This window comes from Pseudomonas sp. TH10 (assembly GCF_016651255.1).
In the GTDB taxonomy this organism is placed as follows: Bacteria; Pseudomonadota; Gammaproteobacteria; order Pseudomonadales; family Pseudomonadaceae; genus Aquipseudomonas.
Genome location: NZ_JAEKEG010000177.1, coordinates 21,713 through 39,916 on the forward strand (window position 1 = coordinate 21,713; position 18,204 = coordinate 39,916).

At 61.8% G+C, this 18,204-nt stretch carries 9 protein-coding genes and 6 pseudogenes; 10 read left to right on the forward strand and 5 right to left on the reverse strand.

Annotated elements, in window-relative coordinates; translation table 11 throughout:
* The first annotated feature begins 2 nt into the window (after positions 1-2).
* The 5 genes from JFT80_RS23455 to JFT80_RS23475 are packed head-to-tail and all read left to right on the forward strand — an operon-like array spanning position 3 to position 2,604.
* On the forward strand, positions 3-377 hold the full coding sequence (locus tag JFT80_RS23455) for a type II secretion system protein (protein WP_122838457.1): 375 nt from the start codon (positions 3-5) through the stop codon (positions 375-377).
* Positions 352-891 (forward strand): type II secretion system protein, encoded by a 540-nt coding sequence (locus tag JFT80_RS23460; RefSeq protein ID WP_201149772.1) that lies wholly within the window; start codon positions 352-354, stop codon positions 889-891. Before JFT80_RS23455 ends, JFT80_RS23460 begins: the two co-directional genes overlap by 26 nt.
* The gene (csgE, locus tag JFT80_RS23465; RefSeq protein WP_045058813.1) at positions 888-1,280 is read left to right on the forward strand and encodes a curli production assembly/transport protein CsgE; all 393 of its coding nucleotides are present in this window, start codon (positions 888-890) and stop codon (positions 1,278-1,280) included. Before JFT80_RS23460 ends, csgE begins: the two co-directional genes overlap by 4 nt.
* Positions 1,277-1,711: a curli assembly protein CsgF gene (locus tag JFT80_RS23470; RefSeq protein ID WP_201149774.1), complete on the forward strand. Its 435-nt coding sequence runs from the start codon at positions 1,277-1,279 to the stop codon at positions 1,709-1,711. Before csgE ends, JFT80_RS23470 begins: the two co-directional genes overlap by 4 nt.
* A gap of 50 nt (positions 1,712-1,761) precedes the next feature.
* A complete protein-coding gene (locus JFT80_RS23475) occupies positions 1,762-2,604 on the forward strand; it encodes a CsgG/HfaB family protein (protein ID WP_374091458.1) in 843 nt (280 codons plus the stop codon).
* A 584-nt stretch (positions 2,605-3,188) separates the two neighbouring features.
* Here JFT80_RS23475 and JFT80_RS23480 read toward each other — a convergent pair.
* The 4 genes and pseudogenes from JFT80_RS23480 to JFT80_RS23495 form a co-directional block, all read right to left on the reverse strand.
* A pseudogene (locus JFT80_RS23480) lies at positions 3,189-4,636 on the reverse strand (curlin).
* A 27-nt stretch (positions 4,637-4,663) separates the two neighbouring features.
* Positions 4,664-5,125 (reverse strand): curlin, encoded by a 462-nt coding sequence (locus JFT80_RS23485; protein WP_122838460.1) that lies wholly within the window; start codon positions 5,123-5,125, stop codon positions 4,664-4,666.
* Between the two features lie 60 nt (positions 5,126-5,185).
* A pseudogene (locus JFT80_RS23490) lies at positions 5,186-7,431 on the reverse strand (Ig-like domain-containing protein).
* Between the two features lie 35 nt (positions 7,432-7,466).
* Entirely contained in the window at positions 7,467-8,813 is a 1,347-nt protein-coding gene (locus tag JFT80_RS23495) for a hypothetical protein (protein WP_201149780.1), read from the reverse strand.
* Between the two features lie 280 nt (positions 8,814-9,093).
* On the opposite strand from JFT80_RS23495, the pseudogene JFT80_RS23500 reads away from it, so the two are divergent.
* The 5 genes and pseudogenes from JFT80_RS23500 (at position 9,094) to JFT80_RS23520 (ending at position 17,531) form a co-directional block, all read left to right on the forward strand.
* A pseudogene (locus JFT80_RS23500) lies at positions 9,094-10,539 on the forward strand (sensor histidine kinase).
* A gap of 253 nt (positions 10,540-10,792) precedes the next feature.
* A pseudogene (locus JFT80_RS23505) lies at positions 10,793-13,528 on the forward strand (multicopper oxidase domain-containing protein).
* A complete protein-coding gene (locus JFT80_RS23510; RefSeq protein ID WP_201149781.1) occupies positions 13,525-14,553 on the forward strand; it encodes an SCO family protein in 1,029 nt (342 codons plus the stop codon). The pseudogene JFT80_RS23505 and the gene JFT80_RS23510 overlap by 4 nt, the downstream one beginning before the upstream one ends.
* 87 nt (positions 14,554-14,640) lie before the next feature.
* A pseudogene (locus tag JFT80_RS23515) lies at positions 14,641-16,133 on the forward strand (sensor histidine kinase).
* Positions 16,102-17,531, forward strand: a pseudogene (locus JFT80_RS23520) (sigma-54-dependent transcriptional regulator). The pseudogenes JFT80_RS23515 and JFT80_RS23520 overlap by 32 nt, the downstream one beginning before the upstream one ends.
* Before the next feature lie 5 nt (positions 17,532-17,536).
* Here the strand turns inward: JFT80_RS23520 and JFT80_RS23525 are convergent.
* Entirely contained in the window at positions 17,537-17,920 is a 384-nt protein-coding gene (locus tag JFT80_RS23525) for a hypothetical protein (RefSeq protein WP_201149782.1), read from the reverse strand.
* Positions 17,921-18,204: the final 284 nt, after the last annotated feature.

Genomic DNA, 18,204 nt, shown 5'->3' on the forward strand with positions numbered 1-18,204 from the left:
TCATGCGTCGGCAAAAGGGATTTACCCTGCTGGAACTGATGGTGGTCATGGCAATCATCGCAACCCTGATGACCATTGCCTTGCCCCGTTATTTCAACAGCCTGGAAACATCGAAGGAGACCACCCTGCGCCAGAGCCTGTCGGCGATGCGTGAGGCGCTGGACCACTATTACGGCGACACCGGGCGTTATCCCGACTCCATCGAGCAACTGGTCGAGCAGCGTTACCTGCGCAACCCGCCGATGGACCCGATCGCCGAGCGCAAGGATGCCTGGGTCATGGTCGCGCCGCCGGAGGGTGTGGCGGGCGGTGTTGCCGACATCAAGAGTGGAGCCACAGGGAGGGCGCGTGATGGCAGCCTTTATTCCGAGTGGTAGGCCGTCCGCAGAGGGCGGTTTCACTTACCTGGGCGTGTTGTTCCTGATCATGGTCATGGGCATGGGCCTGGCCAGCGCAGGCGAGCTTTGGTCCACCGCATCGCGGCGTGACCGCGAGAAACAGCTGCTCTGGGTCGGTACCCAGTATGCCCAGGCGCTGCGCAGCTATTACCGCAGTTCGCCTGGCCTGGCGCAGTACCCCAAGGAGCTCGAAGACCTGCTGGACGACCAGCGTTTTCCAACGCCCAGGCACCATATCCGCCAGCTCTATCCTGATCCCATCGGTGGCGGTGAGTGGAGCCTGCAACGGGGCTTTGATGGACGCATCACCGGCCTCAACAGCCCGTCTACCGACAAGCCGCTCAAGCAGGTGGATTTCCCCAGCCAATGGTCGGACTTCACCGGCATGGCCAGTTACAAGGACTGGCAGTTTGTCGCCGAGAAAGCCTTCCTCGATGGCGCGTCGGGTCCGGCCAAAGGTCAGTCCGGCACTGCGCAGGCGTTGCAGCCATGAACCGCCAATGGCTGGCCGCCATGGCCCTGGTGCTGGTGCTGCCGTTCGCCTCGGCCGGGGAAGAGGACGAAATGATGGGCTTCATCGTCGATGACACGATCTCGCACATCGGCCACGAATTTTACTACTCGTTCAGTGAACGCCTGCGAGCGACCAGCCCGATGGATTTCAACCTGGTGGTACGCGAACGACCTTCGGCACGCTGGGGCAGCCTGGTGACCGTGGAATACCAACAGAGACTGGTTTACCGGCGCTTTCTACCGCCGAACACCGTGGAGCTCAAGGACGAGGCTTATGACGCCGCCGACTGGGTTCGCGGACAGATTGTCCAGCGCAAGCTGGAAGCCTTGTTGCAAGACACCACGGACCTTGAGAGGGACGAATTATGAAGACGACATTGTTTTCGCAGCGCAGCGACCTCGCGTGGGCAGGCATGTGGCTGCTCGGGATCACCAGTTGTGGTGTGGTCCAGGCCACTGAGCTGGTGTACACGCCGGTCAACCCCTCGTTCGGCGGCAACCCGTTGAACGGCACCTGGCTGCTCAACAACGCCCAGGCGCAGAACGACTACGACGACCCGGACCTCAAGGATCGCACCGCGATCGCCGGCACCTCGGCCCTCGAGCGCTTCAGCAGCCAGTTGCAATCGCGCCTGCTGGGGCAGCTGCTGGACAACATCTCCACCGGCAACGCGGGGAGCCTGTCCACCGACGCTTTTATCGTCAACGTCATCGACGACTCGGGCGCACTGACCATTGAAGTGACGGACCGAGCGACCGGCGAAATTTCGGAAATCCTGGTGAACGGCCTGGCTCCTTGAGCCAAGGACTGATGGGGAGTAACGGACATGAAAAAATAATTGTGCTAGGGATGCTGTTGGCAGCCTTGCAGGGTTGCAGCCTGCGCGAGCCGATGCCGGCCGAGCAGGACAGCGAAACCCCGACCCTGACGCCCAGGGCGTCAACCTACTACGACTTGATCAAGCTGCCGCGTCCCAAGGGCCGCTTGATGGCCGTGGTCTACGGTTTTCGCGACCAGACCGGGCAGTACAAACCCACCCCGGCCAGCTCATTTTCCACCAGCGTGACCCAGGGCGCGGCGAGCATGCTGATGGACGCCATGCAAGCCAGCGGCTGGTTTGTGGTGCTGGAGCGTGAAGGGCTGCAGAACCTGCTGACCGAACGCAAGATCATTCGCGCTTCGCAAAAGAAACCGAACACGCCGATGAATATCCAGGCGGAACTGCCGCCGTTGCAGGCGGCGAACATGATGCTCGAAGGCGGCATCATCGCCTATGACACCAATGTGCGCAGCGGCGGGGAAGGGGCCCGTTACCTGGGCATCGACATCTCCCGCGAGTATCGGGTCGACCAGGTCACCGTCAACCTGCGGGCGGTGGACGTGCGCAGCGGCCAGGTCCTGGCCAACGTGATGACCAGCAAGACCATCTACTCCGTGGCCCGCAGCGCCGGGGTGTTCAAGTTCATCGAGTTCAAGAAACTGCTCGAGGCTGAAGTGGGCTACACCACCAACGAGCCGGCGCAGTTGTGCGTGTTGTCGGCCATCGAATCGGCGGTCGGCCACCTGTTGTCCCAAGGCATTGAACGCAAAATGTGGCAGGTCGCCGGCGACAACTCGGCACCGCCACAGAATGAAACCATGGAACGCTACCTGTCGCAGAACCGCGTAGTGCCGGAAGGCGAGGAAGAATAACCGGGCGGTCCCAGTCTTCCCTGATCCCACAGGGACTTGCAGTGCACAGGCGACTCCTGCGCGACCAAACTGTAGGAGCTGCCTGTAGGAGCTGCCGAGTGAAACGAGGCTGCGATCTTTTGATCCTGGTGGTGGCTAAACCAGATCAAAAGATCGCAGCCTCTTTTCACTTGGCAGCTCCTACATAGAGACAGGGTTCGAGACCAGCAGCTCTGCCAGTACCCTAACCCTCCGATACTCAAGCGCATCGCCCAAACCCTGTGGTGCCTGAGGGCGAAGAAGCATAACCGGGCGGCCCCAGTCTTCCTTGGTCCCACGGGGATCTGCAGTGCACACGCGACTCCTAAGCGACCAAATCTGTAGGAGCTGCCAGGAAACGAGGCTGCGATCTTTTGATCTTGGTAGTGGCTCAACCAGATCAAAGATCGCAGCCTCGTTTCACTCGGCAGCTCCTACGGTCAGCTCCTACAGAATGGTCTGCACCCCAAAGTCCTGATTGATGTCCAACATCTCGGGGGCAGCCCAGAACCGCGCAAGCAAAAAAACCGCGACCTTCAGGCCGCGGTTTTGGTACCCCCTATCAGTTATTGCTGCAACACAGTCGCCTGGTTAGCCCCGCCAAACTGCTGCACCGTCGCCATCTGCGACACGCCGCTCTGATCAACATTGGCAATGTTCCCGGTCCCGCCCTGGGTCACATATGCCACGTTCATGCTGTCGGCCTGTTTGACGGTGATCTGGTTGTCACTGCCATACATCTGCGTGGTGAACGCCTGGTTGCCGCTGCCCGACTGGTCGAACTCGCTGCTGTTGCCGGTGCCGGTGGAGGAACCCTGGATCAGGTTGGTGGTGCCGCGCTGGTCGGCGATGAGAATGTTGTCGGTGCCGTTCTGGTCGAAGTACAGCTCGTTGTAGGACTCGGCCTGGCTGACCGTGGTCTTGTTGCCCAGGCCGCTCTGGTTGGTGGTCATGATGTGGCCGGCGCCGGTCTGGGTGAAGTTGGCGATGTTGGCATTGCCGGTCTGGTTGACGGTGGCGCGCTGGTTGGTGCCGAACTGGCCACCAGATTGTGGGCCTTTCCAGTTGCTGGCGTAGACCTTGTTCTCGTTACCCACCGAGCTGGCATTGAGCACATGGCTGTCGCCGCTCTGGTAGGTAAAGTGGATGTTGTTGGTACCCTGTTGGTACAGCGCCAGGGTCGAACCGATAGATTCGAACTGGTCGGCGTAGAGTGCGTTGAGGTCGCCGACTTGCACGACCTGGGCGTAGTTGTTTTGCCCAAAGCTCTGGTCGACGATCGCTTCGTTGGCCTGCCCGTATTGATCGACGATAACCTGGCTGGCGGCTTGACCGAACTGCCAGACTTCACTGCCGTTCATGTCGCCGAACTGGCTGATGGTCACTGTGCCGCCAACGCCGCTGCGCTGATCACCGTAGGCGTAGTTGTCGCCGCCGTTCTGGTTGATCGCAATTTGGCCTCCCGAGTGACCGACCTGTTCGGCGGTCCCGTTGTTGGCGGTGCCGTACTGCACCACGGTGGCGACATTCGCATCGCCCACTTCCATCTGTTCGATGTAAGCCACGTTGCTGTCACCGTTTTGAAAGGTCTGGCCCGAGGCGCCTTGCTGGCTGTCCTGGTAAATGAACGAAAAGTTGCCGTTACCCTGTTGCTGTTGCAGCGCTTCGTTGCCGGTCAAGCCGATGGACTGGCTGGCATGGGTGTTGTTGAACGTACCCACCTGCCGTTGCACGATGGTGCTGCCGTCCTCGAACAGTTGCTCGGCATAGCCGGCGTTGTAATCACCGACCTGATTCTGGTCGATGCTACTGCTTGCAGTGTCCTGCACCGCCATCGCGTCGTTACCCTGGCCGAACTGCTGCTCGGTTGCGGTGCTGAACGGGGCCTGGGTCTGCTTCACATTGGCGATGTTGGCATCACCGAATTGTTTCTGGGTCGAGATACTGTCGTCGGCCATGGCCTGGGCACTGACAATGACCAGGATGGCGGCGGTGAGGGCGTCAGTTTGAACATGATGAAACCTCCGGGTAGTGCAGTGCTTTAGCGATATTGTTTGACCGAAACGCTCATGCCATTGCCCGACTGGGTAACGGCGCTGGAAAGCCCCGTGCCGGCCTGGTCGATGGTGGCGTCGTTGTTGTTGCCGTTCTGGGAGATCTGCGCGCGGTTGTGGCTGCCGGTCTGGGTGATGCCGGCGTTATTGCCCGAACCTTGCTGGGTGATCAGGGCCATCAGGTCGTTACCTTGCTGAAGAATGAACGCCTCCTGATTGCTGCCCGACTGGACGATGCTGCCGAGCAACGACTGGCCGTTCTGTTGCAGCAGCGCGACGTTGGCCTGGCCGTTCTGGTCGATCAGTGCCTGTTGGCCAACCGGCGGTGGCAGCTCGCCGAGGTCGGTGGCGGGGGCCAGGTCGTCGTTGTCCATCAGGTCGTCGGCGCGCGCGCCAGCGCCACTGCAGAGCAGAAGCAGGCAGAGCAGGGCGGCGGTCGACGTTTTCATGGCGTTGTCCTGTGAGAAGAGGCTGGCCCCGTCAACTCCTGGAGTTGACGGGGCGAGGGCTCAGTTCGCCGTTACCGACACCGTACGCACGGTGCCTTGGGACGAGGTGATGGTGGCTGTCGGGTTCGCCGACGGGATCACCGTGGTGCTGTTGCTGACCGTCAACCGCCAGCGACCGGTCACTGGCACCGTGGTGGTACCCAGGGTCACCAGGCCCGTCGGGGTGCTGACCCGGACGGTGATGGTGTTGCCGGTGATCACCGAGCTGGTGCCGGCAAAGTCCCAGGTGAAGCGGTTGTTGGAGCGTGCCGACACCGTGGCCGTGGTCACTGTGAAGTTCTCCGCAGCAGGCCGTGGCGAGACTTGCACGGTGACCGTCGCCGGGGCCGCTGACACAGCACCGAAGCTGTCCCGGACGGTGTAGGTGAAGGTCGTGGTGAAAGCCGTGGTCACGGTGGCCGGTGGGGTGTAGGTCAGTACCGTGCCGTTGCTGCTGACACTGCCGCGACCCGCCGGTGGTTGGCTGAAGCTGGCGACTGCCAGGGGCAGGTTGCCTTCCGGATCGGTATCGTTGGCCAGCACGCTGATCGGTACCGCCACGCCCAGGGTTGCAATGGCATCGTTGACGGCCACCGGTGCCTGGTTAGGTGCCACGGTGATGGTCACGGTCGCCGGAGCGGTCGAGGCCAGGCCTTTGATGTCTTGCGCCTTGTAGGTGAAGGTGGTGGTCAGCGGAGCGTTGACCACCGCCGGTGGGGTGTAGACCACTGCAGTCGTGCCGCTCAATGCCACGGTGCCCTGTCCCGCAGCCGGTTGGGTCAACGCGGTGATGCTCAGCGGCACGTCGCCATCGGGGTCACTGTCGTTGGTCAGCAGGTTGAGGGTGATGGGTACGCCGAAGCTGGTGCTGCCGCTGTCGGCGACGGCCAGTGGAGGCTGGTTTTCGCCGGTGTTCGGCGCGCTGCCAACTACCACTACTGGCTCGGTGTCACTGCCGCCGGCGGCGGATTTTACCGTCACGGAAGCGGGGGCTGGGTCAGATCGGCTATGGTGATTTTCTGCAGGGTGCCGGATTTCGACAGGCGTCCGTAGCCTTGCGCGACCATGTCCGGAATGGCCACTTCATCGGTGGAGGTGGCCTCGATCAGCAGGCTGTGGTTAGACCAGTTGTAGCGTGCGGTCTGGATTTTCACCACGTCTGTGAGCTTGCTCGATACGGCTGTCGGCCGGGTAGTGCCTGCCGGATTGGAAGCGGTGACCACTATGACCGGAGGCACCGGCCCAATAGCCTGGCGCTGACCGAAGAATAGCCCGGTGTTGTCCCCAAGCAGGGTGGTCTGGCAGGGCGAAAGCGGTGGTCCGGGAACCAGCGCCACGCTTTCGCGGAAGCACAGGGACGAACCGCTGCCGGCCTTGGCGAACACTTCGACGCGCACGTTGCTGCTACCACCCGAGGTGGTGCGCCGGTAAGTCGCGCGGTCCACCTCGACCGGGGTTTGCGCACGGGCGTCAAGGACCTTGCCGGCCACTGTGAAGAGGTTGGTCTGGATGGTGCCCGCAGGCCCGGTGACCCGCAGGAAGTTGGTGTTGTTCGGGCTGCCGGTGACCTGCTCGGTGAGGTTCGGGTCGCCGACGAAGGTTTCCACGCCACCAGTGTCCGGGTTCACCTCGGTATAGGGGCCGTTGATGCTGCGCAGGAAGGGGCCGATGGCGCCATTCACCGCACCGGTGAAATTGCCCGGTGCGCCGATGCCGATGTCGCGGGTGATGTTGATCGCACGACGGCCAGGTGCCGTCACGTTGACCGTTTCCACACCATACGGGTGGGTGATGGTGTAGACACCGGCCGTGGGAATGTTCACCCGGATGCGAATCCGCGCAAAGCTTTGCTGGTCGCCATCGATCGGGTTCTCTGAAGCGAATGCCGCTTCGATCCCGGCCACGTAGGCATCTACGCCATAGCCGGCGCCGTTATCGGGGATGGCCGTCTCGGCAAGAAACCAGAAGGCTTCCGGTGGCCAGTTGTCCGGGAACACCATGGGTTGGGTGTCATCGTAAATACCCGGTTCCGGCAGCAGGGTGCACATGTAGGCCGGCGGTACCGAGGCCGGCACCCGCGAGCTGGCGGCCCGGGACTGGCACAGTTCCATCGAGAGTTGATTGTTGTCCTGATACCACATGGGGAATTTCCCCGTGGCAAAGGTATAAGGGCCCGGGTCGACGGCGGCGAGTTGCGCGAACGCGCTGCCGGACAGCGATAGAGTCAGTCCCAGGGCGTTGAGCGCCAGGCGTGGCCAATTGTTCATGATGCCTCCTGATGAGGATCTGGGCATGTGAGCGTTCATTGCACGATGACCACTTCTTCGGTGTCGCTGCCGCCATTGGATGACGTCACACGAACCCGGGACGGTGGAATCGGCGAGATACCGGTGGCCAGGGTTTTCACCGCGCCTTCGCCGCTGAGGGCGCCGATGGCTGCACCACTGCCTGACGTTGCCGTGAGCACTGGCGGCGAGGTTTCATCGCTGGTGGAGGCCACGAGGGTCAGCTGCCCGGAACTCAGGCTGTACTCGGCCCGCTGGATCACCACCAGGTCGGTCAGAGCCATGGGCAGGGTGGTCGGCGTGCTGCTGGGAATGGCCAGGTGGTTGTCGGCAGTCACTTGCAAGGTGGTCGGCAAGGTCGGGTTGGCCGACGACTGCGCGTACCAGTTGCCGGTGGTGTCGGCTTCACTCAGGTTCAGGACCGGGGTACTGCTGGAGAGGGTCACGCTCGCCGGTGGCGGTGGCGCCATTACGAACACGTCCTGCTGGGCCACTGGCGCGCTTTCACCGGCGGTGCGTGAGTAGGTACTCCGCTGGGCGATCATGGGCGTGGGGCGAACCACGGTGGACAATTTGCCCGAGATTGAAAACAGCGTAGTGCGAAGGTCCAGGCCGTTAGGGCCTTCGATGCGCACGAAGTTGGTGTTGAACAGGCTGCCGGTCACGGCTTCCGTGAGGTTGGGGTCGCCGACGAACTGTTCGGCGCTGCCGGTCAGCGGGTTGGTCTCGGAGTAGGGGCCGTTGACGCTGCGCAGGAAAGGCCCGACATCGCCCTTGAGGGCGCCGTCATAGGTTTTCGGCGTGCCGATGCCGATGTCCCGGGTCATGTTGATCGCGCGCCGCCCGGGGGTGTCGATGTTGAACACATCGACACCATAGGGGTGGGTGATCACGTAGGTGCCGGCGACGGGCACGTCGACGCGAATCCTTACCCGGGCAAAGCTGACCTGATCGCCTTCCACCGGTTCTTCGGCGGCGAAGGCCGCTTCAATGGCGGTGCCAAATGCCAGGTCAATCCCGCGTGCGGCGTCGACGATTGCCGTGTCGGCAGTAAACCAGAAGGCTTCGTCGGGGAAGTTAGTGGGGAAGACGATTGGCTGCGCGTCATCGAAAACCCCGGGAGTCGGCAGCAGGTTGCACATGTAGGTCGGCGCGCCGGGTGCGCCTGGAACCCGCGAACTTACCGCCTTGGACAGGCACAGGTCGAGGGTCCGACCGTGCGTGTCCTGATACCAGGCGGCGAAGCCACCGTTGCCAGGTAGATAGGGTCCGGGATCGACTGCAAACAGCGCCGCCTGGGCGACGCCTTGAGCCAGAGCACTGACGACCAGGGCGGCCGCCGTTTTGGACAGTAAAGGGTGCATGAGTATTCCCTCTATTGGAGACCTGTCCCTTGGGGATGGGTCAGTTGAGAGGGGTTTCGGCAACTTCCGTACCAGAAAGCGAAAATGCCCCGCACAGGCCCGGCGCACGGGCGTGCAGGTGAGAGAGGGTGGCGTCTTGAGTGAAACACCATCGGGCCCCAGCCCCCAGAGTTGGGGGTAGATGGGGGCGGCGGGGAATGGGGGCAGCCACCCCCGGGATCGGGCAAAGATCGGCGGGTGGGCTATAACCCTATAGGGGAATTCGTGCGGAACACTATCCATGGCCAGGTCGACTCAAACACTCGCGTCCCACCAGGGCGATGTTCGCCTGGGCTCGCGCAAGCAGCCGTTCAACCTGTTGCGCTGGTTTTCGCTGATCAGCATGGCGGTCATCGGCACGGTGGCGATCGCCCTGGGGGCAGTGTCGACCCGCTTCGTGATTACCGAAAGCGTACAGCGTGACGCCTTGCTGACCTCGCAGTTCATCCAGGCAATCGCTTCTGCCGAAGTGCGCCACGTGTCCATCCCGCATGTGCGGACCATGGGCGAGCTGCTTGACCCGCGCCAGGACCGCAATTTTTCCGACGTCGACCCCTTGGCCCGGGCCAAGGCCCGCGGCGAATTCCTCGACCATATCGAGCACCTGCCGGACGTGATTCTGGCCAACATCTATGCCCCCGACCGCACGGTGATCTGGTCGACCAACCCGTCCCTGATGGGCACCACCATCCACACCGATGATGACCTGGACCAGGCCTTCAATTCCAGAATCCCCGTGTCCGCCAGTTATCACGAAGTGGACAAGAGCCGCATGGAGCAGAAGTTCGTCACTCCCCGGAATACATTTTCATAGAGAATTACATTCCGTTGTTCGATGCCGACGGCGACAAGGTCACTGCGATGGTCGAGATCTACAAGGAGCCCAAGGACCTGATTGATCGCATGCAGCGTGGCCTGTTGCTGATCTGGCTGGCCACGGCCCTGGGCGGCGGGCTGATTTACCTGGGGCTGTACTGGATCGTGCGGCGCGCGGCGAATTTGCTGGCGACCCAGCAGAAGCAGTTGATCACCAATGAAACCTTTGTGGCCCTGGGCGAAATGTCCTCTGCGGTTGCCCACAGCTTGCGCAACCCCTGGCGACCATACGTTCCAGCGCCGAGCTGGCCCTGGAGTTCGACACTGGCGCGGCGCACAAGAACATCAACGACATCATCGGCCAGGTCGACCGCATGTCGAAGTGGGTGCGCGAGTTGCTGCAATCGTTGCGCCCGCTGAGCGAAGAAGCGGAACCGGTGAACCTGGTAGCAGCGTTGCACGACAGCCTCATGGCGTTCGAGCAGCAGATCGCCAAGGGCGAGATCAATGTCGTGTTCGAGCCCACCCAGACGCCAATGGTGCGCAGCCAGCAGGTGCAACTGAACCAGATCCTCAACAGCCTCGTGTCCAATGCCCTGGAAGCCATGGACAAGGGGGCACCCTGACCGTGCGGCTGGAGCCGGGTGATGCCCGTAGCGTCAGCGTGGTGATAAGCGACAATGGCAAGGGCATGAACGCCGAACAACGCACCATGGCCTTCCGCCCGTTTTTCACCACCAAGCAGGGCGGACTTGGCGTCGGGCTGGTGTTGGTCAAGCGGATAATGGAGCGTTTTGGCGGCTCGGTGCAGCTGGAAAGTCGCGAAGGCGAGGGCACTTGCGTGCGCCTGTGGTTCAAGCTGATTCCCTGAAACTGGGGATGAACTTTCCCCGCTAGCGGGTGTCATTCCCCAGTCACTTCGATCAGTCATGGCACATTGATGTTGTTAAGCCATTGTATTGAATGACGTTAATTATTTTGTATTAATCTGTTACAAGTCTGGCGAGCTCCTTGCAATTCCACCAGTACCCCTTCTGACTGTGAGGCGGCTGGTGATGAACAGGCAATCGACACACCCCTTCAAACGAACCTGCAAGTGGTTCACGCCCGTGGGCATCCTCCTGATGACCCTGGCTGCATCTTCCTTGCGTGCCAGCCCGATCGACGACGAGCGACAGCCCGAACCTTCGGACCCTTCGGCTTATTACGACGAACCCGAGGACAAGGTCGGCGCCTTGAATGCGATCCTCACCATGCCGGAGGCCAACGAGGATTCCTTCGATTTACCCGATGGGGTCAAAGGCAGCCGCGACACGCCGCGTCAGGAAAACATCCTGCCGCCGACGGTGCAGACCAGTTTCAATTACCCCACGAATGGCAAGCCCAGCCCACTGTTTGGCGCCCAGCCGTTTACCCAGCAACTGGTGCTGTTCGAAGAATTCGGCCCGGAAAAGCTTGACCCGACCACACCGACGGCACCCCTGCCGTTTCCGCCCGTGGCGATCGGCCCGGCGCCGCAACAGGACCCCACCAGTGCGGCGCGCAGTGCACCTCCAGGCGTCGCGCTAGATGCTTTCCTGCGTCAGCCGGGGCTGACACCTTTCCCCAGTCAGTTCTCCAACGTGGTGGACCGCAACCCCTGGCAGGCGCAGATCGAATATTTCCTCAACCGGCATATCGGCTCGTCGGCAGAAGGGCGCCCACCTGGAAAGGGCTGGTCCCACCAGCGCTGGAACGAGTTCTACCCGCAACTGGCCTACAAGACCGTGCAGACCGGTGCCCGGGTCAATGGCGGGCTGCGTGATAGCCGGCAGATGCATGGTTATGCCCTGGGCGAGTTCGGCCCCGGCGGGCTCTACCACAACGTGGCCGGCGTCCCGGCTACCGACGGCACCGCCAAGGGCGTCGACCCGCGCTTTCACCCGAACATGCCGGTGCAAAACCACAATTCGGTCTGGACCTTCGACGGCACCCTGCCGCCCAAGTTGTTGATGGTGCGCTACGGCCAGCCCGTCCTGATGCGGCACTACAACGGCCTGCCCATCGACCCGGCGGCCAACATGGGCTTCGGCCTGCATACCATCAGCACCCACGAACACAACGGCCACGCGCCAGCGGAAAGCGATGGCTATGCCAATGCGTTCTTCTTCCCCGGCCAGTATTACGACTATCGCTGGCCGATCCAGTTGGCCGGCTATGACAGCATCAACACCGATGCCCAGGATCCGCGCGCGGCGTTCCCCTGCTCGCCGGGCGAGACCCTCTGGACCAACGACCTGACCCCCAGCCGCAAGACCTGCGACCACGGCACGATCAAGATCCGTGGCGACTGGCGCGAAACCATGAGTACCCACTGGTTTCACGACCACATGCTCGATTTCACCGCGCAGAACGTCTACAAGGGCAACGCGGCGATGATGAACTACTACAGTGCTCTGGACCGCGGCAACGAGTCGGTCAACGACGGCGTCAACCTGCGCTTGCCCAGCGGCAGCGCCTTGCCGTGGGGCAATCGCGACTACGACGTCAACCTGGTGATCGCCGACAAGGCCTGGGATCAGTCCGGCCAGTTGTGGTTCAACCCGTTCAACACCGACGGCTTTCTTGGCGACCAGATCCTGGTCAACTGGCAGTGGAAACCCACCCTTGATGTACGCGCCCGCAGCTATCGCTTGCGCATCCTCAATGGCTCGGTGTCGCGTTACTTCAAGCTGGCCATCGTGCGCGAAATCAAGGGCAGCAGCGGCGAGTTCCAGGGGCCGAAAACTCCGGGGTATCCTACAGCCGGGTGCCGTTCCACATGATCGCCAACGACGGCAACATCATGGAGCACAGCGTGCCCTTCGACGGCAGCATGGACCTGGATGCCGACGGCGATAAACAGAACCACAATGCGATCCTGCCGACCCAGGGCATCGCCGAACGCTTCGATATCATCGTCAACTTCGCGAAAAACGGCATTAAGCCAGGGGACAAGCTGTTCGTGGTCAACCTGCTGGCCCACGACGACGGCAAGGGGCCGAAAGAGGCAATCCCCCTTGGCGATGTGCTGTCGGAAAAATACCTCGCGGTGCTCAAGCAATCGAGCAAGGGGCCGCAATGGGACAAGGGTGACCCGGGGGTTGGCAAAGTCCTCCAGCTTAACGTCAAGGCCTACACCGGCCAGGACCTGGCCATGGATCCGGCAGCCTACGAGCCGGCCAAGCCGGGCAAGGCCGAAGGCATGGTGATGATCCCGCTGAAGATCCATCGTGACAACGCCGCCGACAAGCTGCTGCTCGCCCAGGCCCGTCACCGCACCTTCACCTATGGCCGCTCGGATGGCACCGATGCCGCGCCCTGGACGGTCAAGACCGATGGCGGTTTCGGCTACCACATGGACCCGCGGCGCCTCAATACCTCGATTCAGCTTAAAACCGGACCCACCGACGCTGGAGTCAGCGGTTTCGGCACCCTGGAAGTGTGGAACATCAAGGCCGGCGGCAAGGGCTGGAGCCACCCGGTGCACGTGCACTTCGAGGAAGGGATCATTCTCAGTCGCGGCGGCAAGGCGCCACCGGAATGGGAAAATGGGCGCGCAAGGACGTGTACCGGATCGGCTCGGAAAACGACGGCCTGGACAGCGTGGAGTTTGCGATCAACTTCCGTGAGTTCGGCGGCACCTACATGGAGCATTGTCACAACACCCAGCACGAAGACAACTCCATGCTGCTGCGCTGGGACCTGGAAAACCCGGGCAATTGCAGCTGATGCCAACGCCATTGCCAAGCTGGGACGGGGTGCGCTATGTGAACTCCGCCGCACTGCCAACCTTCCGCACCGGCGACGGTTTCGGACCGCAAGTGACGGTGAAAAAATGAACCGCCTACCGGTCGACCGGCCACTGCACACGCCGCGCTCCCGTGCCCTGTCCATGCACCTGGTGCTGCTGCTGGTGACCTGCGTGCTGGCTGGCCGGTTGCTGCTGGCACACGAGGCGGAGTCCGCGGCGAATGGCTCGGTGACGCCCTGGGGCGGCGATTATTTCCCCAACACCCAGCTGACCAACCAGGACGGTCAACAGGTGCATTTCTTCGACGACCTGATCAAGGGCAAGGTGGTGGTGATCAACTTCATCTTCACCTCGTGCAGCGACTCCTGCCCGCTGGAAACTGCGCGCCTGCGTCAGGTGCAGACGCTGTTGGGGGATCGGGTCGGCAAGGACATCTTCTTCTATTCGATCAGCATCGATCCGCTAAGCGACACACCTGCCGTGCTCAAGGCCTACGCGCAACGCTTCAAGGTCGGGCCGGGCTGGCAATTTCTGACCGGTGAATTCGACGATGTCACCGAGCTTAGACACAAGCTCGGGCTGTTCATCGAAGGGGTCGACAACGGCCGTAACAAGGACCACAACCTCAGCCTGATCGTCGGCAACCAGGAAACCGGCCGCTGGATGAAGGCCTCGCCCTTTGAAAATCCGTGGATCCTCGCCGATCAGCTGGCCAATACCTTGCAGAACTGGAAGCAGCCGAGCATTGAACAAAGTTATGCCGACGCCCCGCAGATCCGCCCGCCGAGCACCGGCGAAGAACTGTTTCGCACCCGCTGTGCTTCGTGTCACAGCCTTGGCCCGCAGGATGGCCAGGGCATTGGCATGCGCAGCATCGGGCCGGACCTGATCGGCGTGACCCGCCAGCGCGACCCGGCCTGGTTGAGTCGCTGGATTCGTGAGCCGGACCGGATGCTGGCGGAGGGGGACCCGATCGCGACGGCGCTGTTCGAACGCTTCGAAAAGATCCCGATGCCCAACCTGCGGCTGGATGAAAGCTCGGCCCAGGCGGTGATTGATTTTCTGACGCAAGAGACCGAACGCCAGCAGGCGCTGGCGGCACAAACACAATAGCGGCGATTTACCATCATTGGACCGTCGGAGGCGTTGATTGCCACCTACACTGATTGGGAACGCGCCCCTGTATCCCGGGATAGGCCCATGCACAGACCACAACAATTAAAAGCATCTGCGCCGCCTTTGGCCGCAATGCGGGAGGGCTGGCCTGGTCAGTTCAATCTGCTGCGTTGGTTTTCCGTGGGCAGCTTCGTCATCATCGCCGCCGTGGCCCTGGGCCTGGGTTATATCTCCACGCGTTTTGTGGTCGAGGAGAGCATCGAGCGTGACTCCATGCTGACTGCGCAATTCATCCAGGCCATCGGTGACGCTGAAATCCGCCATGCCTCGATCAATCCGCGCCGGACCATGGGCGAGATGCTTGACCCGCGTGATGACAACGCTTATCCGGACGTAGACCCCGCGACACGCGCGGCGGCCCGGGTTGAATTTCTCGACCACGTGGAGCACTTGCCGGACATCCTGCTGGCCCACGTCTTTGCACTGGATCGCACGGTGGTGTGGTCGACCAACCCCGACCTGATCGGTGAGCGCATTACCGGTGACGAAGAACTGGACGAATCATTCACGATGAAGGAGGCGGTATCCACCAGCTATCACGAGGTCGATGATGAGCGTCCCGAGCAGCGGTTCCTGCGCGAGCCGGCTTATCTGTTCGTCGAGAACTACATCCCGATGTTCAACGCCGACAGGAGCAAGGTCATTGCCATGGTGGAAATCTACAAGGAGCCCGTAGACCTGGTAGCGCGCATCCAGCGAGGCTTCAAGGCCATCTGGCTGGCCACTGCACTGGGCGGCGCGGCCATCTACCTGGGCTTGTTCTGGATCGTGCGGCGCGCTGCCAGGCTGCTGCAGGCCCAGCAGAAATTGTTGATCGCCAACGAGACCTTTGTAGCCCTGGGGGAGATGTCATCCGCAGTGGCGCATAGCTTGCGCAATCCCCTGGCGAACATCCGCTCCAGCGCCGAACTGGCCCAGGACATTGCCAGCCAGAACGCTCAGAAAAACATAAGCGACATCATCAGCCAGGTCGATCGCATGTCGCGCTGGGTTCGCGAATTGCTGGTGTGTCCTTGCGCCCGGCCAATGATGATTCCGAAGCCGTGGACCTGTTGCTCGCCGTCGAGGACACGCTGAACGCCTTTGAACCGCTGATCCGCCGCTCGAACGTCGAGGTGCGCTTCACTCCCGCGCTTGATCGAACCGGTCGTCAGTCAGCGGGTGCTGCTCACGCAGATTCTCAATAGCCTGTTTGCCAATGCCCTGGAGGCCATGCCCAAGGGCGGCGTGCTGACGATCGGCCTCGATTCGTCGCAGCCGGGGCAGGTGAGCCTGACGTTGAGCGATACCGGCAAAGGCATGACCGCGCAACAGCAGCAGATGGTCTTCAAGCCGTTTTTCACCACCAAGCAAGGCGGTTTGGGCGTGGGCCTGGCCCTGGTCAAAAGAATAATGGAGCGTTTCGAAGGCTCGGTCGAACTGACCAGTCGGGAGCTGGAAGGAACCCGCGTATGTCTCAACTTCAAAGTGGCAACGGGAGGGAATATGGAGCACAGCATACTGCTGGTCGAGGATGACGAACTTCTTGCCGAGAATATTCAGACCTACCTGGAGCGCAAAGACTTCGAGGTCACGGTCTGCCACTCGGCGGAAGATGCACTGGAGCAATTGCGCACGTTTGCGCCTGATGTGGTACTGACCGACAACTCCTTGCCGGGCATGAGCGGTCACGACCTGATCCAGAAGCTGCGCGTCAGCGCGCCGGATCTGAAAGTGATCATGATGACCGGCTACGGCAACGTCGAAGACGCCGTGGTGGCGATGAAAGAGGGCGCCTTCCACTACGTCACCAAGCCGGTGGCCCTGCCGGAGGCTCAAGCTGCTGCTGGACAAGGCCCTGGCCACTGATCGAATGGAGCGCACGCTGTCGTTTTATCAGGAGCGTGAAGCACAGAAGTCCGGCGTGCAGGCGTTGATCGGCGAGTCGGCACCCATGCAATACCTCAAGGGCACCATCGCCCAACTGCTCGACGCCGAGCGGCGCGCGGCCAACACCGACTTGCCGCCGGTCCTGGTGGAGGGCGAGACCGGCACCGGCAAGGAACTGGTGGCCAGGGCGCTGCATTTCGACGGGCCGCGCAGCAAAGGTCCGTTCATTGAGTTCAACTGCGCCTCGATTCCATCGAACCTGGTGGAGTCGGAGTTGTTTGGCCACGAGAAGGGCGCCTTCACCGATGCCAAGGACCGCCGGGTCGGATTGGTCGAAGCCGCCGATGGCGGCACCCTGTTCCTCGATGAAGTGGGCGAGATGGACCTGCTGCTGCAAGCCAAGCTGCTTAAACTGCTGGAAGACCGGACCATCCGCCGGGTCGGGTCGGTGAAGGAGCGCAAGGTCGACCTGCGGGTGATCAGCGCCACCAATTGCAACCTGGAACAGATGGTGCAGCAAGGCAAGTTCCGCCGCGACTTGTTCTTCCGCCTGCGGATCATCTCGATCAAGGTGCCGCGGCTTTATGCCCGCGGCGAAGACATCCTGCTCCTGGCCCGGCATTTCCTGGCGGCCCACGGCAAGCGCTATGGCAAGCCTAACCTGCATTTCAGCGATCAGGCCGAAGAACTGCTGCTCAGCTACAGCTGGCCGGGCAACGTGCGCGAGCTGCGCAACATGCTCGAAACAGACCGTGCTGCTGGCCCAGAGCGATACCATCGCAGCCCATCAGTTGAACGTGTGCCTGAGCCTGGTGGACGATCCACCCATTATCCAGGAGGCGCAACACCACGAGCCGCGGCCGGTCTACAACGGCACGGAGTCGATGAACCTTCCGGAGGTCGAGCGTGACATGGTGCGCAAGATGCTCGACAAGACCGACTGGAACGTCACCAAGTCAGCGCGCCTGCTGGGCTTGAGCCGCGACATGCTGCGCTACCGCATCGAAAAGCTCGGCCTCTCGCGTCCGGACAAGCGCCAGTGGTAGCCGGGCTACAACGCCGGGCCCTGGCGACTCAGGCAGGCGAGCAGGCACGTGGGGTCGAGGACTTCTTCGTTGACGTACACCCCGCGCTGCGCATCATAGGAGCGGATGAACACCCGTACGCTGGCGTCCGCGATGGTCGGCAGGCGCGAGTCGGTAAACTCCTGCCGGCTGGCTATCGGGATGAAGTCCTGAGGCGAAGTCGAGATGTATGACCCCGGCGGCACGGTGCTGATGGACGGAGGCGAGGGGTGGGCGAAGGGCTGGTCCGCGCCGTAGTAGATGAACTCGCTGTTGTAGGTCTGCGTCTGCATCGGACTGTCATCGGCCTGGGCGCCGTTGGCACCGAGCAGGCATACAGCGAGCGACATCATCAGCTTGGTGTTTTGCATGGCATCACCTGATTTTTCGGTAATTTCCCCAAGGTCGTTAACTATAGACCTTGCGCAGGGGGCACACGTTCACCGCCAGGAGATTCCCCTCGCAGGGGCGAGCTCTGCTCGCGCTTAGGCTATTGAAGTCAGCGAGTTTGCCCCTTACAAGAATCCAACAATCTCCCAATCGGTTTTCCTGCACCTCTCACCTAGACTCCTTCACCGGTCAATCAAGACCAGATCTCTGGAGCCTGCAATGGAAATGCCGACCAAGGAAACAGCCATCGCCAGCAACCGCGAGG